The following is a 25,788-nucleotide window of genomic DNA, read 5'->3' on the forward strand; positions in this document are numbered from 1 at the left end:
GCATTAACCATTCAAGGAGCGATCGATATGTATGCCATTACCGGTGTGACAGGGCAGGTGGGCGGCGCGGCGGCTCGCGCTTTACTGGCTGCGGGACATGAGGTGCGTGCGGTATTGCGCGACGAGACGAAGGCCGCGCAGTGGCGTGAGCGCGGTGCCGAAATAGCCATTGCATCATTCGAAGACGCCGACGCGCTCGCCGCAGCATTTCGCGGAACCGCAGGCGTGTTTGTGATGCTCGCGCCGAATTTCGCACCGGAGCCCGGTTATCCGAACGCACATCGGGCAGTTGCAGTGCTGAAAAAGGCGCTAGTCGATGCGCGGCCGGAGCGGGTGGCGGCATTGTCGTCGGTTGGCGGGCACCGTGAATCCGGCCTCGGGCTCATTACTCAAGTGCACATTCTGGAGCAGGCACTGGCGGAACTGCCCGCTTTGCACATACCCACTGCGATCATGCGGCCCGCGTGGTTCATGGAGAACTCGCTATGGGACGTTGCACCGGCGCGCGATACGGGCGTCATGCCGGGCTTTCTGCAGCCACTCGAGCGCGCTTATCCGATGGTCGCGACGGCGGACATCGGCCGCGTGATTGCCGATACGCTCACGCAGACGTGGCAGGGGCGGCGCGTCATCGAAATAGAAGGGCCGCAGCGTTACACGCAGCATGAGATCGCGGCGTTGCTGGGCAGTGTACTGGAGCGCGACGTGAAGGCTCAGGCGGTGCCGCGCGCCGAATGGGAAGCGCGGTTCCAGTCGCAAGGCACGGCGTGGCCGACGCCGCGCATTGAAATGCTCGACGGCTTTAACTCCGGATGGATCGACTTCGAGGGTGGCGCGAACGAGCATGTGATCGGCGAGACCGCTTATCGGACAGTACTGGCCGAACTCGTGAGGCGCGGCGCTCGATAATTACCCAAAGCTGCGAACTACAGACGAAAAGCAAATAACGAATAGCGCGACGCAACGCTTGCGTTTAAAAACAAACCGGGCACCGCGCTATTCGCTTACTCGTTATTTATCGTTGAGTCTGTACGCCGCCGCTCATTCGCACTTAAAAGATCGACTTGCCTGTATGCGTCGTCAACCATTCGAGCGCGAGTACACCGGCTAATGAATTGCCGTTTGCGTCGAGTCCCGGCGACCATACGCATACCGCCATTTCTCCGGGCAGTACCGCGACGATCCCACCGCCCACGCCGCTTTTAGCGGGCAAGCCGACGCGGTACACGAAGTCGCCCGCGGCGTCGTAAGTGCCGCAAGTCAGCATGAGTGCCGAAAGACGTTTCGCGGAACTCGTGTCGAGAATCCGCTCGCCGGTGGAAGGCACAACGCCGTGATTGGTGAGAAAGAGCGCTGCTTTTGCCAATTCGACGCAACTCATGGAGATTGCGCATTGGCGGCAATACGCGTCCACCACGACTTCCGGCGGCATCTCCATGTTGCCGAAGCTCGCCATGAAATGCGCCATCGCGCGATTGCGGTGAGCGTGCTGCAATTCCGATTGAGCGACGCGCGAATCGTAGTCGATGCTCGTCTCGCCCGTTACGCGCCGCATGAATTCGACGAGTGCGGTTTCGGCTTGCACGAAACGCCGGCACAGTACATCGGTGACGATCAGCGCTCCCGCATTGATAAACGGATTGCGCGGCTTGCCGTGCTCCGCCTCGAGTTGGACCAATGAATTGAAAGCATTGCCCGACGGCTCGCGGCCCACGCGTTGCCATAGCGCGTCGCCGAGCAGACGGAACGCCATTGTGCAGGCGAATAGCTTGGAAATGCTCTGAATGGAAAAGCGCGTGTCCGCTTCGCCGGTGCGGAATACTTCGCCCGACGCCGTGACGATTGCCATGCCGAAGCTCTCGGCCGGGACTTTAGCCAGTTGCGGGATGTAATCCGCAACTTTGCCCGTGCCGAGATAAGGCCGCAAGTCGCGATGAATCTGCTCGAGAATGGATGCGTAGTTCATGAGGCTCAATTTGGTGGAGCCGCGATTCTACTGGCAAGCATCCGCGAACGGTTCGATTGCGCTCTGCGATACGTGCGATACGTGCGATACGCGTGATACGGTCAATGCGCGCCGGCTGCATCACCGCCGCCGCCTTTGGCGGGCCGCGTAATCCATATCAGCGGAATGATCAGAATAAAGATGACCGCCGATACAAAGAAGATGTCGTTCAGGCCCATCATCGCGGCCTGCGTATTCACGGTGAAATCGAATAGCGCGTGCGCCGATTGCGTATTCAGATGCAGCAGCGATTGCGTCGAATCGATCTGTTGATTGAACAACGGGTTGTCGACGGAAGCGCGTTCGGTGAGCCGTTCATGATGCAGCACCGTGCGATTGTTCCAGGCATTGCCCGCGACGGAGGTGCCCACCGCGCCGCAAAACACGCGGACGAAATTCGACAGGCCGGCCGCCGCAGGAATCTTGTTGGGCGGCTGTCCGGACAGAATGATCGACGTCAGCGGCACGAAGAACAATGCCATCGGAATACCCTGCAATAGCGTGGGTATCACGAGATGCCAGGTGTCGATTTCGATCACGTATTTCGAGCGCATATAGAAGACGATTGCGAAGCCGACAAACGCCATCGTCGAAATGATGCGGGCGTCCGAGCGCGGCAGCACGCGGCCCATCACCGGCGCGAGAATCACGGCGAATATGCCGAGCGGCGCGGTGACGAGGCCAGCGTCGACGGAACGGTAGTTGAGGTACTCCTGCATCCATTGCGGCAATAGCACGAGGTTGCCGAAGAACACGCCATAGGCGACGGAAATGGCAATCGTGCCGCCAAGAAAGTTGCGCTCGCGAAAGAGCCGTAAGTCGATGATCGGATTTTCTTCCGTCAATTCCCACACGAGAAAGAACGCGAAGCTGACGAGCGCGGTCAGCCCGAGAATCACGATGACGGGCGACGCGAACCAGTCGAGATCCTTGCCTTTGTCGAGCATGATCTGCAGCGACGCGACCCAGGTAATCAGCAGCCCGAGGCCGACCACGTCGATAGGCGGCTTGCGCGTGGGCGATTCGCGAGTGCGATAGATCATCCACGTGACGCCGGCTGCGAATAGTCCAACGGGAATGTTGATATAGAAGATCCATGACCAGCTATAGCTGTCCGTGATCCAGCCGCCGAGCGCAGGACCCGCGATCGGACCGACAGTGGCGGTCATCGCCCATAACGAGAGTGCGGTCGACGCTTTTTCCTTCGGATACGAGCCGAGCAGAATGGCTTGCGACAGCGGAATCAGCGGGCCCGCCACCGCGCCCTGAAAGACCCGCGCGAGCAGCAGGATCGGCAGCGTCGGCGCAATGCCGCACAGCCACGACGCGATCACGAACATCAGGATCGCGCCGACAAACAGTTTCACCTGGCCGATGCGCTGCGTGAGCCAGCCGGTGAGCGGAATCGACACGGCATTGGCCGCGGCAAACACGGTGATGACCCACGTGCCTTCGTCGACGGAAACGCCCAGGTTGCCCGAAATGGTCGGAATCGCGACGTTCGCAATCGACGTGTCGAGCACGTTCATGAAGGTGGCAAGCGCGACCGCGATGGTCGCGAGCACCAGTTGGCCGCCTTTCAGCGGCGGCGGAGGCGCGGGCGGCGCGGACGTGGGCGCGGGCGCGGGCGACTCCGCAGACGTGGATTGGCTCAAGACATTCTCCCGGATCGATATGCCGCGGACCTCGCGCGCGGCTTTGCGTGTGGCCGTATTACGCGGCGGGTCCGCTGGATGCTCGCAAAAGCATACCTGTATTCATCTTTCGACGTCGCCGCTGCGGGCATTGCAACGCGCCGTGAACGAAGCCGACAGCGTATGCTCGCGGCTGGACAGAACCAAACCGCATAGCGCGACGTCGAGCGCGGCGCGATCAATCGCCATTAAACGTGATCAAACCGCGAACCAACCGCGAACCAACCGAGAATCAACCGCGAATCAATTGAAGCAAAAAGGAAAGGAAAGCAATATGGCCTGGGAACAATTCGAACATGGCTGGCGGCGTGCGCCGCTGCAGGCGCCCGCCAAAGGGGTCGTGATCCTGATGCACGGCGTGGGCAGCAACGCGCGCGACCTCATGCCGCTCGCCGACATCTGGAGCGAGCGTCTGCCGGACATCGCCTTCACGTCGCTCGACGGCACCGATCCCTTCGACGGCGGCTTCGGCGGCCGTCAGTGGTTCAGTCTGCGCGACATCAACGAGGCCAACCGCGAGGCGCGCGCGACGACCGCGTACGCGGCCATGCGACGCATGCTCGAAGCCGAGCTCGCGCATTGGCAGCTTGCTTTCGGACGCCTTGCGCTAGTCGGCTTTTCGCAAGGTTCGATCATGGCGCTGCATCATGTGGCGACGAGCGCGGAAGGCGCCGCGTGCGTCGTCGCATACTCGGGGCGGCTCGCGTCGCCCGTGCTCGCGCGCAACGGCACGCCGCTCACGCTGATTCACGGCGAGGAAGACGAGGTGATCCCGGTGCAGGCGCTCGAACATGCAGCCGACGCGTTCAGCGCGGCCGGCTACACGGTGGATGCGTACGCATTGCCGGGCGTCGGCCATACGATCAGCGCGGACGGCGTCGCGCTCGGCGAGGCCGCGCTGGAGCGCACGCTCGGCGCATTGTCGCGCGATTGATACGTCCGCACGAAAAGCGGGGCTAAAGTTATTGATCGGCTTGCCGTTAACTGCTCATAGCACGAAAATCACGCCCGTCGCGGGACTGCGCAATGCTCGCGGGCTGGGCGACGGGGCGCATTTTCACACTGCCGCGCATGGAATAACGACGCGAATCGGCGACGCGAGCGCGACGCTACCGAGCGACATAACAGAGCCTTCTTATGGCCACACCGACGCCGCATCACCCGCTTTTCGATCGACTGTTCCGCCAGGCAGTGACCGTTGACCTCGGCACCGCCAACACGCTGATCTATACCGACGACGGCGGCATCGTGCTGAATCAGCCGTCGGTCGTCTGCTTCGAGAAGGATCATGCGGGCGGTGCGAAACGCGTGACGGCGGTGGGCGCCGAGGCGCGCCAGCTTCTTGGCCGCGCGCCGCGCAATCTGGAAGCCGTGAGGCCCATGCGTCACGGCGTGATCGCCAACTTTTCCGCTGCCGAGCACATGATCCGGCAATTCGTCGACATGGCGCGTCCGCGGCAATTCTTCAGCCGCCGCGCCGCGTTCACGCTGTGCGTGCCGGCCGGCGCGACCCAGGTCGAGCGCCGCGCGATCAAGGAAGCGGCCGTCGCGGCCGGCGCGTGGAAGGTGAGCCTGATCGGCGAATCGCTGGCGTCGGCGGTCGGCGCGGGCTTGCCGGTGACGGAGGCGACCGGTTCGATGGTCGTCGATATCGGCGGCGGCACGACGGAAGTCGGCGTGCTCTCGCTCGGCGGCACCGCGTACAGCGGCTCGATCCGCGTGGGCGGCGACAGCTTCGATATGGCCATCGTCAGTTACGTGCGCAATCTGTACGGCGTGCTGCTCGGCGAGCAGACCGCCGAACACGTGAAGAAGAACATCGGCACGGCCGTGCGCGACGTGCCCGCCGAGCACATGAACGCGACCGGGCGCAGCGTCGACGACGGCTTGCCGCGCACGGTGCAGTTGAGCAACCACGATATCGCCGATGCGATCGAAGGCCCGCTGCGCCAGGTGATCGGCGCGGTGAAGCGCGGGCTTGAAATGGCGCCGGCCGAACTCATCACGGATATCGCGCACAACGGCATCGTGCTGACCGGCGGCGGCGCGCTGCTCGGCAATCTCGAGCGGCGCCTCACGAACGAGCTCGGTCTCGAGGTGCGCGTCGCCGACGAACCGCTGACCTGCGCCGTGCGCGGCGCGGGCGCCGCGGCCGCGACCGGCATGGTCGACGAATTCGCTTGCGAATGAGTCGAAGGCCAATCGTGCGGCAGCGCGCGACAGTGCCTGCATAAATAGGCACGCACGCACGCACGCTCACTCACTCACTCGCTCGCGCGGCGAATCGCCGGTGAGCGTTCCGCGCGGCTTCGTCAGCCCTTGCGATGGGCATCCTTGTCGAGCGCGAGTTCCGCTGCCTCGCCGACGAGACCGTGATAGTAGAGATGCACGCCGATCGCGAGCGAATCGTTGCGAATTTCGTGGAAGGCTTTCCACGCCTTCGCCGGGTCCTTGAACAGCAGATAGTGCGCTTCGTGCGCGATCAGATCGGCGACTTCGTGCAGACCGTGTCCATGCAACACATCGACGAGCGCATCGAGGCTGCGATGCGTGCGCGCGTCGGTGCGCGGATAAAGCATGTGCAGCACCGCGACATCCTGCGTCTTCAAAGCCGCCGACAACGCGACGACGATGTCCTGATGGTTCAGCGCGCTAACCGCGCTGTCGTCGCGATGGACGTGGTCCGGAAAAAGCGTTTCAAGAGAGGCGTTCATTCGGTTCTTCCTGTTCTTTCGGCTGACTGCTCTGGCTGATTAAAAAAGGCCCGCCTCTACAGCGGGCCAAAGACAGCGATGTGTTCGCCGGGCAAGCGAAACACGAACCGAGTATCGCAGACGCACCCTCAGCCACTCAGTGCCGCGCCAGCAAAACATTGTTTCGGTTAGCGGCCCATCTCGTCCCTTACGTCGCGCCTGCCTGCACGTCGCATGCCACTGAAAAAAAACCGAAACTCGCCTGCGATAAGTTCGTCTGACGAGACGAGAGCTTCTACAATCGGAAGCGGCCGGCCACTAACGGGCACCAATGAGCACGAACGGGCACCGACCGGCGGCAACCGCAAGCGAAGCATACGCAGCAGCGAACCATAGGAGCGACCCTGATGCAGCAGCCTGAAGCCCTCGGCGGCCTGTCCCACTCGGGCGGAATCGATCACCGCGAATCCGAGCCGGACGGCGTATTCATCCCGACGGAAAATCTCAACGTTGCAAGCGCCACGCAGCATGTGCTGAAGTCGGGCGACACGTTCATCGTCAACGATCCTCTCGGCGATATTACGGGCGTCGACGACGGCCTCTTCGTCAACGACACCCGCGTCCTCTCGCAACTGCGCCTGACGTTCGGCGGCCGCGCGCCGTCGCTGCTCTCGGGCAGTGTCAGCAGCGACAACACGTCGTTCACCGCGCATCTGACGAACCGCCCGTTGCCGCCGCTCGGCGGCGCCAGCACGCCGGAAGGCGTGATCCACGTCGAGCGCGTGCGCGTGCTGTCGGGCACGGTGTTGAACGAAGCCATCGAACTCACCAACTACGGCACGAGCGACGCCGTCGTGCCGCTGTCCATTTCCTTTGCCAGCGACTTCCGCGACATGTTCGAGGTGCGCGGCCTGAGCCGCGCGAAGCAGGGGCGTATCGAGCCGGCGCGCGTCGAGAACGACGAAGTGCTGCTCGGCTATCTCGGCCTCGACGACGTGGCGCGCAATGTGCAGATCGCCTTCGCGCCGCGGCCCGACAAGCTGTTTGCGGATCGCGCCGACTACACGGTCACGCTGCCGGCGCAGGCGTGCGTGTCGATCTATCTGTCGGTCTCGGTTCAGGTGGTCTCGAAGACGCCCGATGCGCCGAGCGCGGGCGTGTCGTCGCCGACTCATCCGCTGAGCGAAGCGCATATGTCGCAGATCGACACCGAGCGCCCGCGGGTCGGCCGGGCCGCGGTGCGCGCGGCGCTGGTCGACGCGCACCTCGTGATGCGCGAGCGGCGGCGCGTGACCGCGCGCGTGCGCTCGAGCAATCCGCTCTTCAATGCGTGGATCGACCGGTCGCTCGCGGACCTTGGCCTGTTGACCACCGACCTCGCGACCGGCCCGTATCCGTATGCGGGCATTCCGTGGTTCTCCACGCCGTTCGGCCGCGATGCGGTGATCACGTCGTTGCAGACGCTGTGGTTGCAGCCGCAACTGGCCGCAGGCGTGCTGCGTTTTCTCGCCGAGCATCAGGCGCAGGAGAACTCGCCGTTTCGCGATGCCGCGCCCGGCAAGATCATGCACGAGATGCGCAAGGGCGAAATGGCCGCCACCGGCGAAGTGCCGTTCGCGCTGTATTACGGCGGCGTGGACACCACGCCGCTCTTCATCGTGCTGGCCGGCGCCTATGCGGCGCGCACGGGCGACGTCGGTCTGATCGACGAATTGTGGCCGGCGCTCGAGCGCGCGGCCGGCTGGGTCGCGGGCGTGTGCGACAAGAACCGCTACGGGCTGCTCGACTATCAGCGCGAGTCGGACGGCGGCCTCGCGAACCAGGGCTGGAAAGACAGCCACGATTCGGTGTTCCATGCCGATGGCCGCTTCCCCGATGGCCCGATCGCGCTCGTCGAAGTGCAGGCGTATGCGAGCGCCGCGTTCGACACGATGGCCCACTACGCGAAGCTGCGCGGCATGCACGACGCCGCCGCGCAATACAAGGCGCGGGCGAAAAAGCTGCGCGAGTGCGTCGAAGAAAAATACTGGATGGAGGAGTCGGGCTTCTACGGCATCGCGCTCGACGGCCACGGCGAATTGTGCCGCGTGATGGCGTCGAATGCGGGGCACCTGCTGGCTTTCGGTTTGCCTTCGCGCGAACGCGGCGAATCGGTGGTGCGCGCGTTGGACTCGACGCTCTTTCACACCGGCTGGGGTGTGCGCACGCTCGCCGCGAGCCAGTCGCGGTTCAATCCGATGGCGTATCACAACGGCTCGGTCTGGCCGCATGACAACGCGATCTGCGCGCGCGGCCTGTCGCGCTACGGCGGCAAGGCGGCGGCGGTGCGGCTGCTGCAGGCGCTGTTTCAGGCAGCGGTCAATTTCGACATGCGTCTGCCGGAGCTGTTCTGCGGATTCCCGCGCCGGCGCGGCGAGCCGCCGACTGCTTACCCGGTCGCGTGTCTGCCGCAGGCGTGGGCGGCCGGCTCGCCGTTCATGATGCTCGAGGCGTGTCTCGGCATCACCATCGACGCCGAACGCCGCGAGGTGTTGATCGAGCAGCCGATGCTGCCCGAGGGCATCGACTGGCTTGAGCTGGGCGATCTGCGGGTCGGCGACGCGTCGGTGTCGATCACGTTCCGCCGCATCGGCGAGAAGGTGGTGGCGTCCGCGGAACAGGGCGACGTGCGGGTGGTTGCGTTGTTGTGAGGGGGCGGGTGAGGGCGGCGGTGCGGTGATCCGGCTTGGCGGCCAGTCCGCTCGATGGAGCCGTTCGTTAAGCCTTCGATTGGCCTCCAATTGGCCTATTCTCAGTCGGGCTTTTTGAGGCCGCTCGGGTTGGCAGGCGTGCCCGGCGACGCCTCGGGACGCGGCGGCCTCGCGCCGTCCTCGGGAGCGACGATGAGGCCCGCGCCGGGCAAGAGCGACGTGCTGCCGGTCGTCGGTAGGGACGCCGGCGTGGGAGGCGCTGCGGACTGCGGCGCTTGCGGCCGCGCGCCGCCCGTCGAGCCGGCGTTGGAACGCGGGCGGCCTGCGCCTGCGTTCGTCCCCTGCGCGTAGGCCGTTCCCGCAATCACGAGGGTCCACGCTGCGAAGGCGGCAAGTCTCGCGAGCATCATGGCGTCCTCCACTGACTTCGGCGTTCGCGCGCGGCGTCGCTGGCGGGCATCGCCGGATAAGCGTCGCCGATATGCATATCGGATTGTTAGTGCACGCGGCGAGGCGGGTCAATCCGGGGGAAATACGCCGTTTTTCCTGCTCGCCCGGAGCCGCCGACCGGCGGGCTTTGGCCGCTTGCGCGTCGGGCGGCGGCACGCGGATTGCGTCGCTGCATGCGCCAGGTGTTGCACACGGGCTGCAACCAGCGCATTGCAATGGAGGAGGCCATCATGCGAGTGACTACGAAAGGCGTCGTGATGTCGGCGTTGATGCTCGGTTTGTCGGGCGCGGTCTACGCGGAGGGAGCGGCAACGAACGCCGGCGGTGGCGCCGGCGCGGGACAGGGCGGCAACGGCATGCCGACGCCGAATGCAAGCGGGACGATGGCCTCGCCGTCCGACGGCATGGGCTCGTCGCACAAGCCAATGAAAAAGCAGAAGAAGGGGGCGATGGGCGCAACGGCGTCGGAGGGGGCGGCTAGTAAGTAGGTGGGGTGGGGCGGACGTAGCCGGACTGATGCGGATCGAGGCGGACGAACGTTGACCGAGTCGACCGAATGGAGCGAGCGGACCAAGCGCACCCGAGCGGACCCGAGCGGACCCGAGCGGACCCGAGCGGACCCGAGCGGACCCAAGCGGACCCAAGCGGATCAGTGGACCAAAGCGGATCAGTGGACGCAAGCGGATCAGCGGACCCAAGCGGACTCCGGCGCATCGAGCCTGGCGAGCCGAACCAAGCGGCCCGAGCCAGAACGACGTAAATCTCGCCGCGCCGCAGCTACAGCCCTCGCGCCAAACCGCGCGTCCCGTCGCTACGCCGCACCGCTCTACGCCGCGCCGACGCTCGCGTCGTAATCCGCGTCCGTCTCCAACTCGCCGTCGTTCCCAGCAATCCGATAGGTGCCTTTACCCGCGTTCTTCGCGCTGTACATAGCCTCGTCGGCGCGCCTGATAAGACTGTCGACAGGTTCGTGCGGCTCGGCCAGCGCAATGCCGATGCTCGTGCCGAGGCTGATCGTGCCGCCCGCCGTGAGCGCATACGGTTTCGCGATTTCGCGGATCACGCGCTGCGCGATGGCGACGATCGCGCTCAGCGTCGCCTCTTCGACGATGACAGCGAACTCGTCTCCGCCGAGGCGCGCCGCGAATTCGCCGTGGCGCAGCGTCTGGCGCAGGCGCGCCGCGACCGTCTCCAGCACCTCGTCGCCGGCGGTATGGCCATGCCGATCGTTGACCTGCTTGAAGCCGTCGAGATCCAGGTACAGCACCGCCGTGCGCGTTTCGCGCCGCGTGTGACTCCGCAACAGGATTCGGTCGAGACACTCGCGCAGTTCGCGCCGGTTCGCGAGCCCTGTCAGCGAATCATGGCGGGCGAGGTACAGCACCTTGGCTTCGCTTTGGCGGCGTTCCGTCACATCCTCGATGATGACGACCGCGCTGCCGTCGGGCACCGGATTTCGCCGCAACTCCAGTTGACGCCCGTTGCGCAATTCGAGCGCCAGCGGCCGCCGTTTTTCCTGCAGCCAGGCGGTGCATCGTTCGACGAACTGCTGACGCAGCGCGTCGTCGAACTGTGCAAAACCGGCATGGCTGATGAACTCGGGCAGCGGCACATTCAGCTTGAGCATATCGACGCTCGTGCCGAACAACTGCGCCGTGCGGCTATTCGCAATCACCACCTTGCCCGCGGGATCGAGCGTGCACAGACCGTGCGGCATGTGCGTGAGCGCGGCGTCGAAACGCGCCGCGAGTTCGGCGTGATTCTGCTCGGCGGTCATCAGCGCGACGAGTCCGCGGTAGTGGCGCCGCACGATGGACGTCATCGCCCCGACGTACAGAAGCAGCGGCGGCACGAGTATCCAGGAACCATCGGTCGGCGAGAGCAGCGCGCCGACGCCGATAGGTATCGACACCACGCATATCTGCGCGATCGCGAGGCGCGGCACCGCGGCGTTCCTCGACGCGACGCCGCCCAGGATGCCCGAGGCGACCATGATGGCGAGTGCTGCGAGCGTAGTGTCGGTGGTGCGCACGCAGCCCATCGTCCCGAGCCCGAGCATGAGGCTCGTCGCGACGCACAACGGCGCGTACGCGGCGGCCCACGGGCCCGGATTCGCCGGTCCCTTGCGGCTATGCGCGACGTAAGCGTGGATGATGCTCAGGCGTCCTAGCAATAGCCAGACGTCGGCGAACAGCCAGACGATCGTCCACGGCTGATGCAAGCGCACATAAGCCGCCGCGGCGACGAACGCGCTGGCGACGATCGACATGACAAGCGGCCGCCGGTTGTCGAAAAGCGTCGACAACAGACGGGCGCGGATAGACGGACACACGGCTGCGCCGAGTTCGGGCGGCGTCGCGAGGATCGACTCAGAAACGGAAAGATTGACTGCCATGAGGCCGCTCGAATTAGTGCGGGGCGGAGCTAGGTTCCTTGTCTTATCGGCGGACGACGGCTGTTCTTTATGGGGAGTTGCCCGGAGGGGGATGGTTTAGAAGTGGTGGCTCGCAAACGATATCTGTCCCAACGCGCGCGCGTATCTTGTTGAGCAGCAGGGGATTGTAAATATTGCAAAGAAACACGGTTGCAATCAAAACTGGCCCATGCTCCGCACGACAAAAAATTGAATTCGCAATCGATACCTGTCCCGCTACTCGCTTTTGAAATTGTCCCAGCGCAAGGGCGCATGGAGCGCCTTCTTGCGTTCCCTAGACCGAACCTTTGCTCTCGTTTATATAGCGACACAAAAAAAGACCGTCCAACTGGACGGTCTTTGTGCTCGATGAATCCGGGGGTAGCGTTGTCTTCCGAGTCAATCGTGGGAAGCTGTAGAGTTCGACGAAGCAGTGCGGCTTCTTGTCTCCCTAAGAGTAGCCTGAATGATTTCCCATGTTCCGGAACGGCGGCACGCCTGGTAGTAAGAGCTCACGGCGGCTGTGGTCCCGCATTGCGCATTCACCGGCCCCCATCCGACGCCTGTTCCCAGCTTAAGCAAGATTGCGTCGATAAGCAGTCGGGCGCGGTCTCCAGTGATTCGGCCTGCGCGTGGCGGGAACAGATGTTCCAATTGAAACCACTCGTCATCGGACAATCCCCAGCCGGCCGCTCCCTCAACGAGGTCGGGATTCTTGAGCACGGGATTCAACTGCGCGAACCGGCGGTAGCTTGTCAGGGCAAACTCTTGAGGTTGCATCCCGGCCCACGCGAACGGAGCGTCCAACGGGCGGCACGAGTTAATCGTTAGCGTTGAAACCAAAAGTGTGCGTCCCCGCAATTCGCCCCGGACCGAAATCCTTGCTTCTATATTGGGCAGGACAAGACCGAAGACTCCACGAGCCGCGTTGGTGTAGACAGAATCGAACGCCTTGCGGGCGGTCGGGAAGCAGTAGAGCCATTGCAACCGCGCAAGACCACGTTCGGCGATAGGCATGTGTTGCCGGATGCGAGTAGGGAGTAACGCCACGGACATCGAACCGGGATTCGGCACCGGTGCCAGCAGGCAATCAAGCCCCGACGGTCTGAAGAGATATTGGAAAACAGTCGCGTTCGGCTTGAAGAGCGCCTTCAGCATGAGAATCGCCGGAATGATAAGTCTTAACCCATTGTGATTTATCGAAAATGCTTGATGGCGGTTTCCGGGGAGGTCGGTCGCGATTCCCATCTCCGCGAGGTATTCCGTTGCATCAATGGTTTCCCACTCAGCGAGGCGCGTTACTGCGAAGAGCTTGCTTCGCGTACTTAAAGGTAGCTCAAGCTCCCAAATCGAATCGAGCTCCGTTAAGGCAGTCTTCCCGCTATCTAACCTCAATTCGGCCATCAGCTTTCCGCTTACTCGTTGTACCGATTGCAACCACATGTCCCGCGCTCCAGATGTGTATGGAGCGTATAGCGAGGGGAGTTGTGAAATTCTATACGGGCGATACCTAAAATGAAGACAGGTTGCCGAGCCGTTTTAGGAACAGGTGGAGCATGATGTGGCGCAATTGAAGCAGGACGGTCGGACGGGCACCACGAGCCACTTGTGCGGGCCACGCGTCAGCGCCCAAAGACGTTAGTCCGAGGCCTACTTGCTCAAGGAATCGAGTTCCGTAAAACTTAGCGAATTGATGCACGAAAGGGTCGACAAGCCACTCATGATGGCTACTGTTGCGGAAGTCTAATGTTGCGATGTCACGGAAGTGTCGGGCGGTACAGTCCCACGTACCCATCGGGCGCTGCATCGCTTCCATGACCGCTGCAGCCAGTTCCCGCAAATGGTCGCCGTCAATAGCCCAATTGACTGCATCTCCCGTGACCTCCTGCGGAAGCTTGACATTCGTGGCCGACAACTTTGGCAGCACGGAAATGCTTGAGATGCGAAGTGTGTCTCCATGTAGAGGACACACGAATACGCCTGGCAGGATATGTTGGCGATGCCAGTAACTTTCGCCGATACGCTGACATTCCGCGAAGCAACATTGCTCACAGTAGCGCAGTCTGGAAAGCGCGTCGATATGCAGGCCGAGCGACGCCCGAAACCGCACGCTGCTCCCACGGGCTGACCCTGTCAACAACGCGCGCTCGAGCGCATCCCGTTTGTCTATCGGTAAGCTCAACGCAGAATAAGGGTAGACCGTGTGTTTGCGAAGAAGGTTTTGCGCCGGTATGTTCGTAAGCCTTGAAATTGCATCCAAAGCCGATGGATACAAAAAGGACAAGTCCGTATTTGTGTGAAGCAGACAGCCTATCGTCTTCGGTGGCAGGCCCAGATGGTGAGACGCGCGGATGAGCAGGCTTCCGAGTAGTTCATCCGGGTATGGTTTTGGGAAGTACATCAGAACCCAACGCCCACAAGTTCATCCAGAGGTCGTGCAGCGCCTGTTCTTGCGAGTTCATCGAAAACAGTGCTTCCGGTTTCTCGCGCCTTGCGAACCGCATTTCGATAATCGTCGGGTGCCAGTTCGGCCGGCTGCGTTTCTTCGGTCTTCGACTTGCGGCGCGCGCGGGAGGGAGGCTTTGCGAGTTCGAGTGCAGCCCGGGCGCCTTCTGCAATGCCTACGACCTTCCCTTCTTCGGCGACTTTCTGTGCCATTGATTCGGCTCGTTTCCCGGAAATGCCCGCCTCGACGAGCACGCTGGTTACACGAGGAACGAAGCTCACATGTCCGGTGGTCACTGCTGCACCGACTTGTTTGACCCCCTCGTAAGCGTTCATTGCATCGTCAAGGAGCGACGAAAAGTGAAGTGGCGCAATGTCCTCGTATCGGCTCATCGCCTCCGGGTCATTTGAGCGAATGGCACCGAGCATCGGCTCGGCACGGACGAGCTCATTCGTCATAACCGCGTCGAGCGTTTCAATCGAGAAGGTCTCATCGCCGTTGAGCATGGCGCGCCACTGTGCGCATGCAAAGAGTTTGATTGCAATGTCCGGGATGCCTTGGCAGCATTCGAACATGAAGTTTGCGAGATAGGTATCCAGCTTAACGGGCTTCCGATTCCACTGGAAGCGCCAGAGCGACGTGATGAAATCTTCCCATTCCTCTGGCCTTTGGAGGTCACCGCTGCGTTCGAGCGACTTCCACAGTGCGAACCCCGCAGCGGAACTGCGCCGAGCAGGACTCATGTCTATCCCCAACACGTTCAGTGCTTTATGCGTTCCGACGAACACGATAGGGACGTTGAGCTCGTTTGCGCAACTGACTAGCAACGACATCAACGACGTCTTCGACTTTCCAGCGTTTTTCAGGTTTTGGATTTCATCGACGACCAGCACTCCCACGTAGTGATTGTGGAGTGCACGTGCGGCGTTGTTAAGCAAGGTCTCGGCTCCGGCCGATGACTTCTGATAGAGCGCAGAATAGTTACAATCGGGCACGAGCTGGTCCAGCTTTCTGAAGATGGATGCGGCAAGACCTTTGCCTGAAATGCCGTCGTGTGGACACTCAATGTGCAAGTACGGAATCTGGGTAATGTCGTGCTCGGGATGCCATATCACCTCGGGGTACCGCGAGAAAATTCTGCGGATAGCTGAAGTTTTACCCGTCCCAGACCAACCGATGAGCGCAGAAGAGAGTTGCGCCCCTGCAGCGCGGATTGAGCTGTTTTTGAAGGCTTTTCCTTCTTGCTGCGCCTCATACAGGCTCTGATAGGTAGCGATATGTTCGGGTGTTCGGATGCCACGGCGAGCATATCCAGTCTTGATGAGCGAGTCGAAAGCTCGCGCCAGCGTGATATGGCGCGCCAGCGGAAAGAGAAAAGTTGAGAGCTGCGAAACCATTTCCAGACGGTCACATGTTTCCCAGCTGCGTTGCTCAAGCTTGAACTCAGGTACGTCAAAAAGCTGACCGGCGAGCTGTTCGTCGGTCGGGCTGGCAGGAAGGGCGCCAATCAAAGCGTTTCCACGGTATTGTGGGATGCGCTGTTCCGTGTATCGGGCTTCTACGGCGAAAGGATTATTTAGCGGTCGATTCATTTGTATGCTCCAGAGCTAGGTTGCGGAGTAAATCTTGGAGAGACGAACCCGTCGTCGGTGTAGCGTCGCTTACGGATTGCATCTGAATTTCAGCCGAAGGCGTTGCCGCCGAGCCTTCCGGTCGCAAACGCACTACCTTGCCTTTTGTCTCTTCGATGTTTGTGGTTGGGGGCATCGTGACTTCCTCGCGACGTCGTGTTGTCTGCTCTGCGCCACGCGCAGCGGCAGTATCCGCGCGGCGAGCGGAACGAGCCGCACCAGTTCGCGCTGCTTTGGTCGCAGCAATCGCGTGGTCAACTACGGCTTTTGCTTGAGCCCGTTGGTCCGCGCGCGCCTGTTCCGACTCCGGAGCCTTTGCTTTCTTCATATCCAGCTCGCGACTGAGCAGATACTTCACTTCAGCGTATGAATAGCCTGCGAACCGTTTGCTATCGGCAGTGAGCGTGCATGTGTAACTTTTCCCGTTCGAATCGTGCACAATCAGTTCGTCAACCAGGCGGAGGTCATAAGAGCACCTGACTGCAAATCCCTTCTTCACGGCAGCCTGGACCATCCATTGACGGACAGTCGGCTCCAATGACTTGTAGAAGCATCCGCGGAAGGTGATTCCCTGTTGCGTCACCTGGGCGGTGTCCACGGGAAGCAGCTGTTTGTGCAAATACTCATGTGTGTACCTTGTACCAACGCCTCCGCCATGGCTGACTTCTCTGGTCCACAGCTCTCGGGGAATCGCAGCCCAGCCGTCGAGGACGTTCTCTGGGGCCAGTGGAAAGCGGCGCATCTTGGAGCGGTTGTGCCTCACTATCTGTCCCAGGATAATGGAGACGATTTCGTCTAAAGTCAGGGCGGCGTCCAAGTGGTACTTTGGGCTGCGCCGCTTGACTGCGTCGCGCGGCGGTTCGTAGCCAGGTGCCTCGTCCTTGATTGCAGTGTGGACCGATTTGAATCCAGATTCGACGAGACCTTTTCGGATTGGCAACAGTGCCTGAGTGTTGGATATGGTCGCTTCCATGCCGTCACAGATTCGGTCGCTGTTGTGCGAAGCGCCTTCGCCACGGTCTGCGAGGAATTTGGCAGGAAAGACGCCATGAGCCGGCCAATCCGCAGGGTCGTACGGGACGTTGTACTTCCTGCACAGTGCCTGTTTGTCTACGGCGATGCTCAAGATGGCAAGCATCATCCCAGTCCAGGAGGCGTTTTCCAGACCCAGATAGAAGCCTACGCACAGGCGAGTTTTCCGGTCGTATATCAGGTACAACGTAGGCTTGCCAATTATGCTGTTACGGTTGGCTTGAGCGACCAGAAACACGTCAAGAATGGTAGCGTCAATCTCGTAAATATGCCCTGGCGCAACGCATTCCTCGAGGGAACTGCCGAGCATCGGGTTGAGTTCGCGTTCAAAGTTCTTATCACCGTGCTTTCCTCTCTCAACGTCTTCTTGAGTAAAGTACTTCTTTAGAACGGAGCGCAGTTGATGTATGGATGGACGCTCGCCCTCGGGAAGATTGATTCTCGCGCCGTTTCCGTCCAATAATGAGTACCGCTGTGCAATGAGGTCGCTATGGACTCCTACAAGTGACGCATGTTCGTTGCCGATGTATCGTTTCTGGATGATTTCCTTTGCCCACTTGATGTCGTTGGCCGACATCTGGAAGACAGCGTAGCGGTCGTCGTCTGGACGGCGCCCCCGGCTGCCGGTCCCCGCGGGCTGATTTTTACCGTTTCTTGCGCTCGCAGGAATCAGCACGTACCTCGTCTGACCGAGCGTCCACCAGTCTTTCAGATACTTATAGATGGTCGTCTTCGATATGGCCAACTCCGCCGCTCGCGCTCGAACCAACGCACTACGAGTCTTTTCACAGAAGAGCGCTTTGTTCTCGGTTCCATCGTCATTGAGAACGAGCGGCTTGATGGCTTCATACGCTGCGTTCGCGCGCGCGCGGGCCTTCTCCGAGTAAAACGCGAACTCTGGTAGCGTTTCCCGCGTGGTGTGGCTGCGATGTTCGCTATGGTGACGAAGCACATTGAATTCGCGCTCGACGGGCCATGCGTGGGGTTGCGACAAGTTAATGACCCAGCCGTGATTGGCGGATGACGTATTGCTGACGACGCGATACTGACATCCGTCCTTTCCCTCGAACACGTCATTCCTGAGAAGCGTGTCCATGTCAACCTCCGCCGTTATTGCAGAAAACGAGGGCATCGGCCAACAACTGATTGCAAGAGGTGAAATCAGGAAAACGAGTTGGGCGGGTCGCGATTCGGTGCGGTGCGGGGCGCGGCGTCAGCGACAGAGGGTGATAGGCACTGTTAAGCCGTGGTGCCGCCTCATCTGTTGATTTGCACTGAATCCTGACCCACGATTTGCATTGAATTCTGACCCACCCGTTGGACCAGCTTTGCGGGTTATTCGGTGGGTATCTGGGTCTTCTTTCTCTCCTTTTTGGGCTGTGTCGTGCTGTTTCTGAAACGATAGCTATCGTTGCCTGTTTCTACAATGTGGCAGTGGTGCGTAAGCCGGTCGAGCAGCGCGGTCGTCATCTTGGCATCGCCAAACACACTGGCCCACTCGGCGAAGCTCAGATTGGTGGTGATGATGATGCTGGTTCGTTCGTAGAGCTTGCTAAGCAGGTGGAACAGCAACGCACCGCCGGTCTGGCTGAAGGGCAGATAGCCGAGCTCGTCCAGCACCACAAGATCGGCATACATAAGTCGTGTGGCGAGCTGTCCGGGCTTGCCCACGAGCTTCTCCTGTTCGAGTGCGTTGACCAGCTCGATGGTGGAGAAGAAGCGCACCCGGCGGCGATGATGTTCGAGAGCCTGCACACCGATCGCGGTTGCCAGATGCGTCTTTCCCGTACCGGGTCCGCCCACCAGGACGATGTTGTGCGCCGAGTCGATAAACTCGCACTCGTACAACTGCCGCACCAGCGCCTCGTTGGCATCGCTGCAGCTGAAGTCGAAGCCGCCGATATCGCGATACGCCGGGAAGCGCGCCACCTTCATCTGGTAAGCGAGTGAGCGCACTTCCCGTTCTGCAATTTCTGCCTTGAGCAATCCGGCAAGCACCAGTGAAGCCGCCTTGTAGGCCGGCGAGTCCTGAGCGGCGAGCTCGCCCAGTGCCTGAGCCATACCGTGCAGCTTGAGTGACTTGAGCATCTGCATCATCACGTCAGGCTGCATGATTGTCCTCGCGGTCTCTTAGCCGATCATACCGGCCGACATTGGCCTGCGGCTCGACGGTCAGCGTGAACGCCTGTGGCGTCTGCAGCGGTGGCACAGGCGGGCTGTCAAGCAGGCGGCTCAGGATGTTCAGCACCGTCTGCTTGTTCGGCGCGCCAGCCTCGAATGCCAGCTCGACGGCAGCGAGCACCATCTGTTCGTCGTGCAGCAGCACGAGCGCCAGAATCTCGACCATCTCCCGGTCGCCCCCCGGGCGCTTGAGCAGCACGCCCTGCAGCTTGCGGAAGCCAGCTGGAAACTCGGTGAAGGGTGCACCGTTGCGAAGCGCTCCCGGTTTGCGCTGCAGGACTGCCAGGTAGTGACGCCAGTCGTAGATGGTCTCGCCGTGGTTGTGGCTGCGGTTGATACGCCGTTCGTGCTCGGCGATCACCTGACCTCCGGCGACGAAGACAAGCTTTGCGGCATACACGCGCAGGCTGATGGGCCGGTTGGCAAACGACGCCGGTACGCTATAGCGGTTGCGCTCGAAGTTCACCAGGCAGGTGGGCGAAACGCGCTTGGTATGTTCGACGAAACCATCGAATGGCTGGCCCACCGGCATCAGGTGTGGACGCTCGGCCGCCCACGCATCCCAAATGGTCGTGTCGTGCTCCGGGTGCCGCGTCTGTTGCCACAGCAGCACGCACTGGTCGGCCAGCCAGTCGTTAAGCGCGGCGAGCGAGCCGAACGCCGGCGCTTTCTGCCAAAGCCGGTGACGGCTGTCCTGGACGTTCTTCTCTATCTGCCCCTTCTCCCAGCCCGAGGCGACATTGCAGAACTCGGCGTCAAACAGGTAGTGACTAACCATCGCGCTGAAGCGCGCGTTGACCTCGCGCACCTTGCCGGGTCGCACTCTGTCAACGGCGGTCTTCATGTTGTCATAGATGCCGCGGCGTGGAATGCCGCCCCAGGCGACGAACGCGTGATAGTGCGCGTCGAACAGCATCTCGTGAGTCTGAAGCAGGTAGGCGCGCAGGAAGAAGGCGCGGCTATGGCTGAGCTTGAGCTGTGCGACCTGCAGCTTGGTGCGCTCGCCATTGATAACGGCCCAGTCCTCGCTCCAGTCAAACTGGAACGCTTCGCCAGCGGCAAACCGCAGCGGCACGAACGTTCCCCGTCCCGTTGTCTTTGCCTGCTCGTGCTGCTCCTGCCGCCAGCGCCGAGCGAACGCCGCCACCCGGTCGTAAGAGCCGGTGAAGCCGAGCGCGCACAGATCTGCGTGGATCTGCTTCAGGGTTCTTCGCTGCTTGCGGGGCCGGTTCGCTTCGGTCTTCAGCCAGCTCGAGAGCTTCGCAGCGAACCCGTCGAGCTTGCTGGGACTGTGTCGTTCCGGATAGGCGGGCAGGACCGTACCGGCCCGAATGTAACGCCGGACCGTGTTTCTCGACACGCCCAGTCGTTTGGCAATCTCGCGCAACGAGACATGATCGCGAAAGTGCCAGCGTCGGATGATGCTCAATATAGCCACGTCGATCACTCCGTTCCCCTGCCCGTTCCCGAGCAGGTCAGTGTTCTACGTGGGTCAATATTCGATGCAAATTACTGCGTAGGGTGGGTCAGGATTCAGTGCAAATCAACACTAAAATCCCTGCGCGCGTGGGAGCGCTTGCTCCCGAGTCGGCGGTCGCGGGTGAAGGTCGTACGTATTCGTGGGCAAATCGGACGCGGAAACGAGTCCGGGGACAGACGTGGCGGCGGTCGTCGCACACGCAAGATAGTGCCTAAAGTGAATCTTACATATGAACCTTAAATCGCATATGTGCGATTATAGGACCGAATTCGAGGGAGGCAAGGAATAATCCGCCTTTTGCGCTGAGTTAAGGCTGGGCGGATGGCAGACTGGTACAAATTAGCTCGAAACGTACTTCGCGCCGAACTGGTTCGGCAGGGGGTGAGCTATCGCGAGCTTGCCGAGCTACTAACGCAACTCGGCGTCGTCGAAACCGAGCGCTCAGTTGCGAGCAAGATGTCACGAGGTAGTTTTTCGTTCGCGTTCTATCTGCAGGTCATGAAAGCCTTGGGCCGGCCCACGGCTCACATTGACCTCACGGACATTGCCAATTAGCCGTCATGGATTCCGACGGCGTTGCTACCGATGGAGGGGCGGCACCGGGGTGCAACCTCGACAATTGACGCCTCTTACCAGCGCTGTCGTCACCTGAAGGCAATGCATCGGCTAGCCAGTGTCCTTGCGTTTGCAAGTCCGGGGCTGCAAGTCTGCCGTCCGCTTGAGGGGGGCGCCGTCCTAGGTGCTGGAACGCGGCACCGGCGCCAACAGCCCTTTCCAATCGTCGCTGCTGCGTCGGCCACTGTCCTCCAGCGAGCTTACGAGCGAAAGTCCCGCGAACGCCTGTCATATAACCGCAGGGCATGAATCCGTAGCCGCTCAGACCATTTTGCAATATGAAATCGCATATGTGTGATTAAAATCGCGTATGTGGCATAGTCTAGCTGTGAAACGGGCAGTCGACGCACAGAACGACCCTTTGTGGAGGCCTCTAACAGTGCAGTCGGCTGGGGCCGGCCCTGCATGGTCGAGCGCGTTCTGAAGCGATTTATACATGAGCGACTGGGCTCCATGCGAGAACTGCCCATCAAGTAGGGCGCGAAAGTAGGGGCTTCAACGCCCCGAAGGGAGCTTCAATGACCAAACCTGAAGAGCGCACGCGCGCCGTGACCGAGACGCGGTTGTTCCTGGAGACCCTTCACGGCTCCCAAGATGAGATTATGTGGGGTCTTGTTCGGTCGGTTGCATTGCAACTGCTCCGTCATTATCCGCTCGACCTTGACCTTGCCGCGTCGGCGGAGGCTTTGCCGGAAATATGGGCGACTCCGCCCTCCGAGCAGGCGCACTGCCTCTGTCGATGTACCGGCGACGGCTAGTCGATGCGCTCGCCGAGACAGATAGGAGTGCGATGAAGATAGGGGTAAGTCGGGGGGCGTGAGCATGTATCGCAGCAATCGACGGCGACACAGACGAGCGACTCAACGGTGACGCTGGAGATTCGCGTTTGCGCTCAATCAGTAGGTGGCAGAACGTAGTAGTCGTATTACGTTGCAAGCTGGTGGCGCTGGGGAGGGCGGGTTAGCTCAGTCGCGCGTGGTTGTCCGAAAACGAAAACAAACACGTCTAACTGCGAAGCTCGAGCGAGCTGCCTATTTTCGAATGAATCGCGGGAGAATCGCGTTGACGTACGGCGTCGCGTCAGTCAGAAGGTCCAAGTTGCGCGCAGGGCGATGTTTTTGAGCGGGGCGATAGGCGGACCGGCTTTGAGCCGAAGGCTGCGGCGAGGAAGGAAAAGTGGACATGAGCGCCGACGAGCATTTACACCCCGGTGATGCTCCGGTTCAGACGGGAGTCTCCGTTTATTTGGGGGACGGCGGCGGCACCACGCTAGAGGTAGTCTGCGACGGGGTGTCCCAACGGTCCAAAGGCTCGATATGGGAGCGCGCTGTTGATTGCCTTGCACGACCGTCTCCTCGAGGCCCGTTCGCTGTCGCCAAGCATTTCATGATTCTCGTCTATGAAACTCGGCTTGTCACGGACGCTGACCATCGCTTTTTGGAGACATATAGCGTTAAGGTCTCTTGCGACGAGAAGTTTGCATACGCGAGTGTGGGAACGGCAAATTTGCAGACGGAACTTGCGCCCCTTCCGTATCTCGTAGGCGACGACGTTGTCACTATATCCAGGAGCGTCCTGACGGCTGCGTCGCGTCGGAGATTCCACTAAGGACCGCATCATGAAAGTCATCGAACCCTGCATTTGTTCCGTGACTTTGAGCGAGTCTACCGTGATGCTGTTGCCACGCGATAGCGGCAAGACGGATGGGCAACACGTTCGACGCGCTTATCCCGCTAGTATGCGTTGGACGCGCGAGCGCGGCCTCTCTAAGGGCCGGTCGTATGAAGCTTTGTATCAAGGCGAATGGCATGTCGACCATCTTTGCTACTGTGAGCAGTTACCTGCATCAGGGGAACAGTCTTGGGCCGCCAGGACATGGCCACTAACGAAAGTGCGAGACCTACTGTCGAGATTGCGAGACGTCGACCCTGATGCGTCGTACTATGGCCGCCTCCCGGCGCCGATGCAAGCGAGGCTGACGGAGCGTGCGCCGTGACGTGGGCGAAAGAGCTGTGGACATGTGAAAGGGGCTTCTTCGAAAGCGGTGAGATTTTCAATGTTCACCATTCGTTTTCCTATGGACTTATCGTGGGAAGGGCCACGTCGACGGAGCAATGGCCGCCTGACCAAGTCGTCATACGGTCAGCAATGCCGGAGGCGCGATATGGTTGACTCCGGCTGGGACATCGCTATGCGACGTATCGACGCTATCTATGACGTCCCGCAATTTTTGGCGTCGTCCCTCGTGCGCAGAATCGCAACAAACAATTTCCGGCTCTCGACCGCGGACCGTACTAAGTTCGCAAGGCTCCCCGACGAGGTCATTGCTCGCATAGAAGACATCGTTCGCGATGCTTACCTCGAAGCTGGAGAAGACGTCGGCGGCGACATTCTGCGCGAGCATCTCTGGCAGCAAGCACTCGAAGGCCGTCGAGAAATGGTCGCATGCGGGGACCTGTTGACGCCTGCGGACTTCGGAGCGCGCATCGGCGCGAGCGACAAGCGGCTCGCACGTTTGCTAGATGACGGCAGCGTATTTGCAATCGAGGTCGACGGAGTTCAATACGTGCCCGCTGTCCTGGCCAACCCGTCGCTGAACAGGAAGCGTCTGCAGGCAATCTGCCAGCTCATAGTGCCTGCGCCTCCGATGAGCCGACTGGAGTTCCTGGTGTCGCAGAACGGGAGTCTTGGCGACCGACGCCCGCTGGACATGCTCGAAGACGACAACGATTTCAAGACGCTACGGCAAGCAGCAGTAGCGTGGGCCGCGCAGTGGTCGCGCACCATCGTGAAAATGTATGAGGGAATGCACGAGACGGAGCCAAATGACGTCTCGCCGTTGTACACAGCGACCGCGGAAATTGACCCTCGACGGCCGCTATGGGAGCGCGCCTCGGAGGCGCTTCACGCCCATGGATACCAATGGCCGCTTGGCCCTTATACGGACGTCCGACAATTCACCCTCTTTGTTGAGCGACAAACAGCTGGGGATAGTGCGCCGACGCCAGAGGCTTGCGTTCAAATCGTAGTGGACGGCGAAGATATCCGCATCCGGATTGTTGCTGCGCCCGGTGCAACGCTTAGGTCAAGGACAATGCCTACGGGCAATCACAAAGGCCTTATTGATATTGCGAAGCGAGTCATCGCTCATCTCACCAATGCGAAACGTGCCTGACGACTTCCCCCGAGACGTTCTACCAGCGTCGCTACCTGGGGCACAGCCTAAGCTCGCCGCGCGTCTCATCGACGGCAAGTTTGTTGTCGGGCAGACCGACGACGAGCGCTGCGCACGATGGGAAATATGTGAAGACCTCGCCCAGCAACTCGTCGCAAAGGCTCGAAAAGAAGCCGCGAAGTATCCGCATCGTTCGCGCGAGGTCACGCTGCAGCGAATAAGACGCGCGATTGAAGACAAGGGTTGGGTAAGGGCTGTGGAGGCGGGCTGGCTAATCCAACGGCTGCGAGCGTTGCTCAACTGGTAGCAAACAGCTGCACGAAGGCTCGCACGTTTTTGGCAGCATCAAAGCCGCCGTCCCGCGCACGACGGAGCGCGCTTTTCGCTCTTTAAAGAGGTCATGAAGTTGCTCGAGATACGTGCCGACCAGTGCAGCATGCCGCAACCGCTCAGCGACTGTTTTAATTGTTGGTCACAAACTAGGCAGCGAAATTCAGCCCCTCGCACCTCTCGATATCCATGCGCACAACGGAGGAGCGAGTGCGAGCATAGTGTCCGCAGACTTTCCGAGGGTAGACACTGAAAGCGTTCCTTACGCGTTGGACGATGACGTCGCAATGATTGCGTGCAAGGTGCTGCCGAGCGTCGTCCGTGCTGGTTGACGACCGCATATGCGTGGTATTGGACGAGCATCAGACGTGCAATGCTCGAAGATGTGCTAGCGCAGTCCGCGTGGTGCCGCGAAAACTCAGCGCGGACCGACCCGCTCGTCAGTAGGAGCGAGCCCCCAGTGCTTGCGGAACAGAAGACAAAACTGGAGCTGATGTGCGATACGAGAATTTGATTGCCGATGCTCGCGATGCCGGGCTAACAGAGTCCACGCGCGTACGTGCCGCGTTTGATGCCATTTATTGCTGTTCTCTGCAGCTGGAATCGTTGGCGCAGTCGTTGGCGGCCCTCGGGCTGAACGCAGACGACGTCTCGCTTGTCAGCCGGTTGGCCGACTGGGTCGTGAACGTAGCACCACTTGAGCCGCTGCCCATGTCGCCAAGCGAGGCAGTGGCGCTCGCGGAGCGCGTTCACAAAGTCATTGGAGGCAAATAGCGGCGTCTGCGCACTCTGCTCAAGGAAGGGGACGTTTGCGATGGACGTCGACGACACGGCATACTACTCAGCCATGCTTGCAGCCCCCGACCTGGGCCGCTACAGATTGCAAGCAGTTTGCCGAATCATTGTTCCGGGCCCCCAGGGCTCCCGGCTGGACTTTCTAACGTCGCAGCGTG

At 61.0% G+C, this 25,788-nt stretch carries 20 protein-coding genes; 9 read left to right on the forward strand and 11 right to left on the reverse strand.

All coding sequences use genetic code 11. From position 1 onward, the window contains the following. Positions 1-27: 27 nt before the first annotated feature. Complete coding sequence (locus BGRAMDRAFT_RS01235; protein WP_006046801.1) at positions 28-909, forward strand: NmrA family NAD(P)-binding protein; 882 nt, start codon at positions 28-30, stop codon at positions 907-909. Between the two features lie 142 nt (positions 910-1,051). Here BGRAMDRAFT_RS01235 and BGRAMDRAFT_RS01240 read toward each other — a convergent pair whose 3' ends face one another. Together BGRAMDRAFT_RS01240 and BGRAMDRAFT_RS01245 are read right to left on the reverse strand one after the other, a co-directional pair. Next, on the reverse strand, positions 1,052-1,966 hold the full coding sequence (locus tag BGRAMDRAFT_RS01240) for a glutaminase (protein ID WP_006046802.1): 915 nt from the start codon (positions 1,964-1,966) through the stop codon (positions 1,052-1,054). Between the two features lie 101 nt (positions 1,967-2,067). Then, positions 2,068-3,660: a DHA2 family efflux MFS transporter permease subunit gene (locus tag BGRAMDRAFT_RS01245; RefSeq protein WP_006046803.1), complete on the reverse strand. Its 1,593-nt coding sequence runs from the start codon at positions 3,658-3,660 to the stop codon at positions 2,068-2,070. A gap of 313 nt (positions 3,661-3,973) precedes the next feature. Here BGRAMDRAFT_RS01245 and BGRAMDRAFT_RS01250 point away from each other — a divergent pair, with 313 nt between their 5' ends. Next, a complete protein-coding gene (locus BGRAMDRAFT_RS01250; RefSeq protein WP_006046804.1) occupies positions 3,974-4,633 on the forward strand; it encodes an alpha/beta hydrolase in 660 nt (219 codons plus the stop codon). 203 nt (positions 4,634-4,836) lie between these two features. Continuing rightward, positions 4,837-5,889, forward strand: coding sequence for a rod shape-determining protein (gene mreB / locus BGRAMDRAFT_RS01255; protein ID WP_006046805.1), 1,053 nt, complete (start codon positions 4,837-4,839; stop codon positions 5,887-5,889). A gap of 122 nt (positions 5,890-6,011) precedes the next feature. Here mreB and BGRAMDRAFT_RS01260 read toward each other — a convergent pair whose 3' ends face one another. After that, positions 6,012-6,413, reverse strand: coding sequence for a hypothetical protein (locus tag BGRAMDRAFT_RS01260; RefSeq protein ID WP_006046806.1), 402 nt, complete (start codon positions 6,411-6,413; stop codon positions 6,012-6,014). A 386-nt stretch (positions 6,414-6,799) separates the two neighbouring features. Here BGRAMDRAFT_RS01260 and BGRAMDRAFT_RS01265 point away from each other — a divergent pair, with 386 nt between their 5' ends. Then, a complete protein-coding gene (locus BGRAMDRAFT_RS01265; RefSeq protein WP_006046807.1) occupies positions 6,800-9,082 on the forward strand; it encodes an amylo-alpha-1,6-glucosidase in 2,283 nt (760 codons plus the stop codon). Between the two features lie 101 nt (positions 9,083-9,183). On the opposite strand, the gene BGRAMDRAFT_RS01270 is transcribed toward BGRAMDRAFT_RS01265, so the two are convergent. Then, a complete protein-coding gene (locus BGRAMDRAFT_RS01270; protein ID WP_006046808.1) occupies positions 9,184-9,492 on the reverse strand; it encodes a hypothetical protein in 309 nt (102 codons plus the stop codon). Between the two features lie 270 nt (positions 9,493-9,762). On the opposite strand from BGRAMDRAFT_RS01270, the gene BGRAMDRAFT_RS01275 reads away from it, so the two are divergent. Further along, positions 9,763-10,020, forward strand: a complete 258-nt coding sequence (locus tag BGRAMDRAFT_RS01275; RefSeq protein WP_044020168.1) for a hypothetical protein — start codon at positions 9,763-9,765, stop codon at positions 10,018-10,020. Positions 10,021-10,358: 338 nt separating this feature from the next. Here BGRAMDRAFT_RS01275 and BGRAMDRAFT_RS01280 read toward each other — a convergent pair whose 3' ends face one another. From BGRAMDRAFT_RS01280 to istA, 7 genes are all read right to left on the reverse strand, one after another. Continuing rightward, on the reverse strand, positions 10,359-11,927 hold the full coding sequence (locus BGRAMDRAFT_RS01280) for a sensor domain-containing diguanylate cyclase (RefSeq protein WP_006046810.1): 1,569 nt from the start codon (positions 11,925-11,927) through the stop codon (positions 10,359-10,361). 417 nt (positions 11,928-12,344) lie between these two features. After that, a complete protein-coding gene (locus BGRAMDRAFT_RS01285) occupies positions 12,345-13,388 on the reverse strand; it encodes a transposase (RefSeq protein WP_006046811.1) in 1,044 nt (347 codons plus the stop codon). Between the two features lie 67 nt (positions 13,389-13,455). Beyond that, positions 13,456-14,346, reverse strand: a complete 891-nt coding sequence (locus tag BGRAMDRAFT_RS36040) for a TniQ family protein (RefSeq protein ID WP_006046812.1) — start codon at positions 14,344-14,346, stop codon at positions 13,456-13,458. Beyond that, positions 14,346-15,983 (reverse strand): AAA family ATPase, encoded by a 1,638-nt coding sequence (locus tag BGRAMDRAFT_RS01295; protein ID WP_006046813.1) that lies wholly within the window; start codon positions 15,981-15,983, stop codon positions 14,346-14,348. The genes BGRAMDRAFT_RS36040 and BGRAMDRAFT_RS01295 overlap by 1 nt, the downstream gene beginning before the upstream one ends. Continuing rightward, positions 15,964-18,150 carry a hypothetical protein gene (locus BGRAMDRAFT_RS01300; RefSeq protein WP_006046814.1) on the reverse strand — a complete coding sequence of 729 codons (2,187 nt, stop codon included), beginning with the start codon at positions 18,148-18,150 and terminating at the stop codon, positions 15,964-15,966. The genes BGRAMDRAFT_RS01295 and BGRAMDRAFT_RS01300 overlap by 20 nt, the downstream gene beginning before the upstream one ends. A 239-nt stretch (positions 18,151-18,389) precedes the next feature. After that, positions 18,390-19,166, reverse strand: coding sequence for an IS21-like element helper ATPase IstB (gene istB, locus BGRAMDRAFT_RS01305; RefSeq protein WP_006046815.1), 777 nt, complete (start codon positions 19,164-19,166; stop codon positions 18,390-18,392). Continuing rightward, positions 19,156-20,682, reverse strand: a complete 1,527-nt coding sequence (istA, locus tag BGRAMDRAFT_RS01310) for an IS21 family transposase (RefSeq protein WP_044020054.1) — start codon at positions 20,680-20,682, stop codon at positions 19,156-19,158. The genes istB and istA overlap by 11 nt, the downstream gene beginning before the upstream one ends. 354 nt (positions 20,683-21,036) lie before the next feature. Between istA and BGRAMDRAFT_RS01315 the strand changes: the two genes are divergently transcribed. The 4 genes from BGRAMDRAFT_RS01315 (at position 21,037) to BGRAMDRAFT_RS01340 (ending at position 25,609) form a co-directional block, all read left to right on the forward strand. After that, the gene (locus tag BGRAMDRAFT_RS01315) at positions 21,037-21,270 is read left to right on the forward strand and encodes a DUF6471 domain-containing protein (RefSeq protein ID WP_006046817.1); all 234 of its coding nucleotides are present in this window, start codon (positions 21,037-21,039) and stop codon (positions 21,268-21,270) included. 578 nt (positions 21,271-21,848) lie between these two features. Then, complete coding sequence (locus tag BGRAMDRAFT_RS01320; protein WP_006046818.1) at positions 21,849-22,088, forward strand: BPSL0761 family protein; 240 nt, start codon at positions 21,849-21,851, stop codon at positions 22,086-22,088. Between the two features lie 1,406 nt (positions 22,089-23,494). Next, a complete protein-coding gene (locus BGRAMDRAFT_RS01330; RefSeq protein WP_006046820.1) occupies positions 23,495-24,505 on the forward strand; it encodes a hypothetical protein in 1,011 nt (336 codons plus the stop codon). Between the two features lie 825 nt (positions 24,506-25,330). Further along, a complete protein-coding gene (locus BGRAMDRAFT_RS01340; protein ID WP_006046822.1) occupies positions 25,331-25,609 on the forward strand; it encodes a hypothetical protein in 279 nt (92 codons plus the stop codon). Positions 25,610-25,788: the final 179 nt, after the last annotated feature.

The sequence above is a fragment of the Paraburkholderia graminis C4D1M genome (assembly GCF_000172415.1).
Lineage (GTDB): Bacteria > Pseudomonadota > Gammaproteobacteria > Burkholderiales > Burkholderiaceae > Paraburkholderia > Paraburkholderia graminis.

Bases quoted from the DNA above. Each gene is read 5' to 3' on its own strand.
- BGRAMDRAFT_RS01235 (WP_006046801.1), top strand. From the start codon at position 28: ATGTATGCCATTACCGGTGTGACAGGGCAGGTGGGCGGCGCGGCGGCT.
- BGRAMDRAFT_RS01240 (WP_006046802.1), bottom strand. From the start codon at position 1,966: ATGAACTACGCATCCATTCTCGAGCAGATTCATCGCGACTTGCGGCCT.
- BGRAMDRAFT_RS01250 (WP_006046804.1), top strand. From the start codon at position 3,974: ATGGCCTGGGAACAATTCGAACATGGCTGGCGGCGTGCGCCGCTGCAG.
- mreB (WP_006046805.1), top strand. From the start codon at position 4,837: ATGGCCACACCGACGCCGCATCACCCGCTTTTCGATCGACTGTTCCGC.
- BGRAMDRAFT_RS01260 (WP_006046806.1), bottom strand. From the start codon at position 6,413: ATGAACGCCTCTCTTGAAACGCTTTTTCCGGACCACGTCCATCGCGAC.
- BGRAMDRAFT_RS01265 (WP_006046807.1), top strand. From the start codon at position 6,800: ATGCAGCAGCCTGAAGCCCTCGGCGGCCTGTCCCACTCGGGCGGAATC.
- BGRAMDRAFT_RS01270 (WP_006046808.1), bottom strand. From the start codon at position 9,492: ATGATGCTCGCGAGACTTGCCGCCTTCGCAGCGTGGACCCTCGTGATT.
- BGRAMDRAFT_RS01275 (WP_044020168.1), top strand. From the start codon at position 9,763: ATGCGAGTGACTACGAAAGGCGTCGTGATGTCGGCGTTGATGCTCGGT.
- BGRAMDRAFT_RS01280 (WP_006046810.1), bottom strand. From the start codon at position 11,927: ATGGCAGTCAATCTTTCCGTTTCTGAGTCGATCCTCGCGACGCCGCCC.
- BGRAMDRAFT_RS01285 (WP_006046811.1), bottom strand. From the start codon at position 13,388: ATGTGGTTGCAATCGGTACAACGAGTAAGCGGAAAGCTGATGGCCGAA.
- BGRAMDRAFT_RS36040 (WP_006046812.1), bottom strand. From the start codon at position 14,346: ATGTACTTCCCAAAACCATACCCGGATGAACTACTCGGAAGCCTGCTC.
- BGRAMDRAFT_RS01295 (WP_006046813.1), bottom strand. From the start codon at position 15,983: ATGAATCGACCGCTAAATAATCCTTTCGCCGTAGAAGCCCGATACACG.
- BGRAMDRAFT_RS01300 (WP_006046814.1), bottom strand. From the start codon at position 18,150: ATGGACACGCTTCTCAGGAATGACGTGTTCGAGGGAAAGGACGGATGT.
- istB (WP_006046815.1), bottom strand. From the start codon at position 19,166: ATGCAGCCTGACGTGATGATGCAGATGCTCAAGTCACTCAAGCTGCAC.
- BGRAMDRAFT_RS01315 (WP_006046817.1), top strand. From the start codon at position 21,037: ATGGCAGACTGGTACAAATTAGCTCGAAACGTACTTCGCGCCGAACTG.
- BGRAMDRAFT_RS01320 (WP_006046818.1), top strand. From the start codon at position 21,849: ATGACCAAACCTGAAGAGCGCACGCGCGCCGTGACCGAGACGCGGTTG.
- BGRAMDRAFT_RS01330 (WP_006046820.1), top strand. From the start codon at position 23,495: ATGGTTGACTCCGGCTGGGACATCGCTATGCGACGTATCGACGCTATC.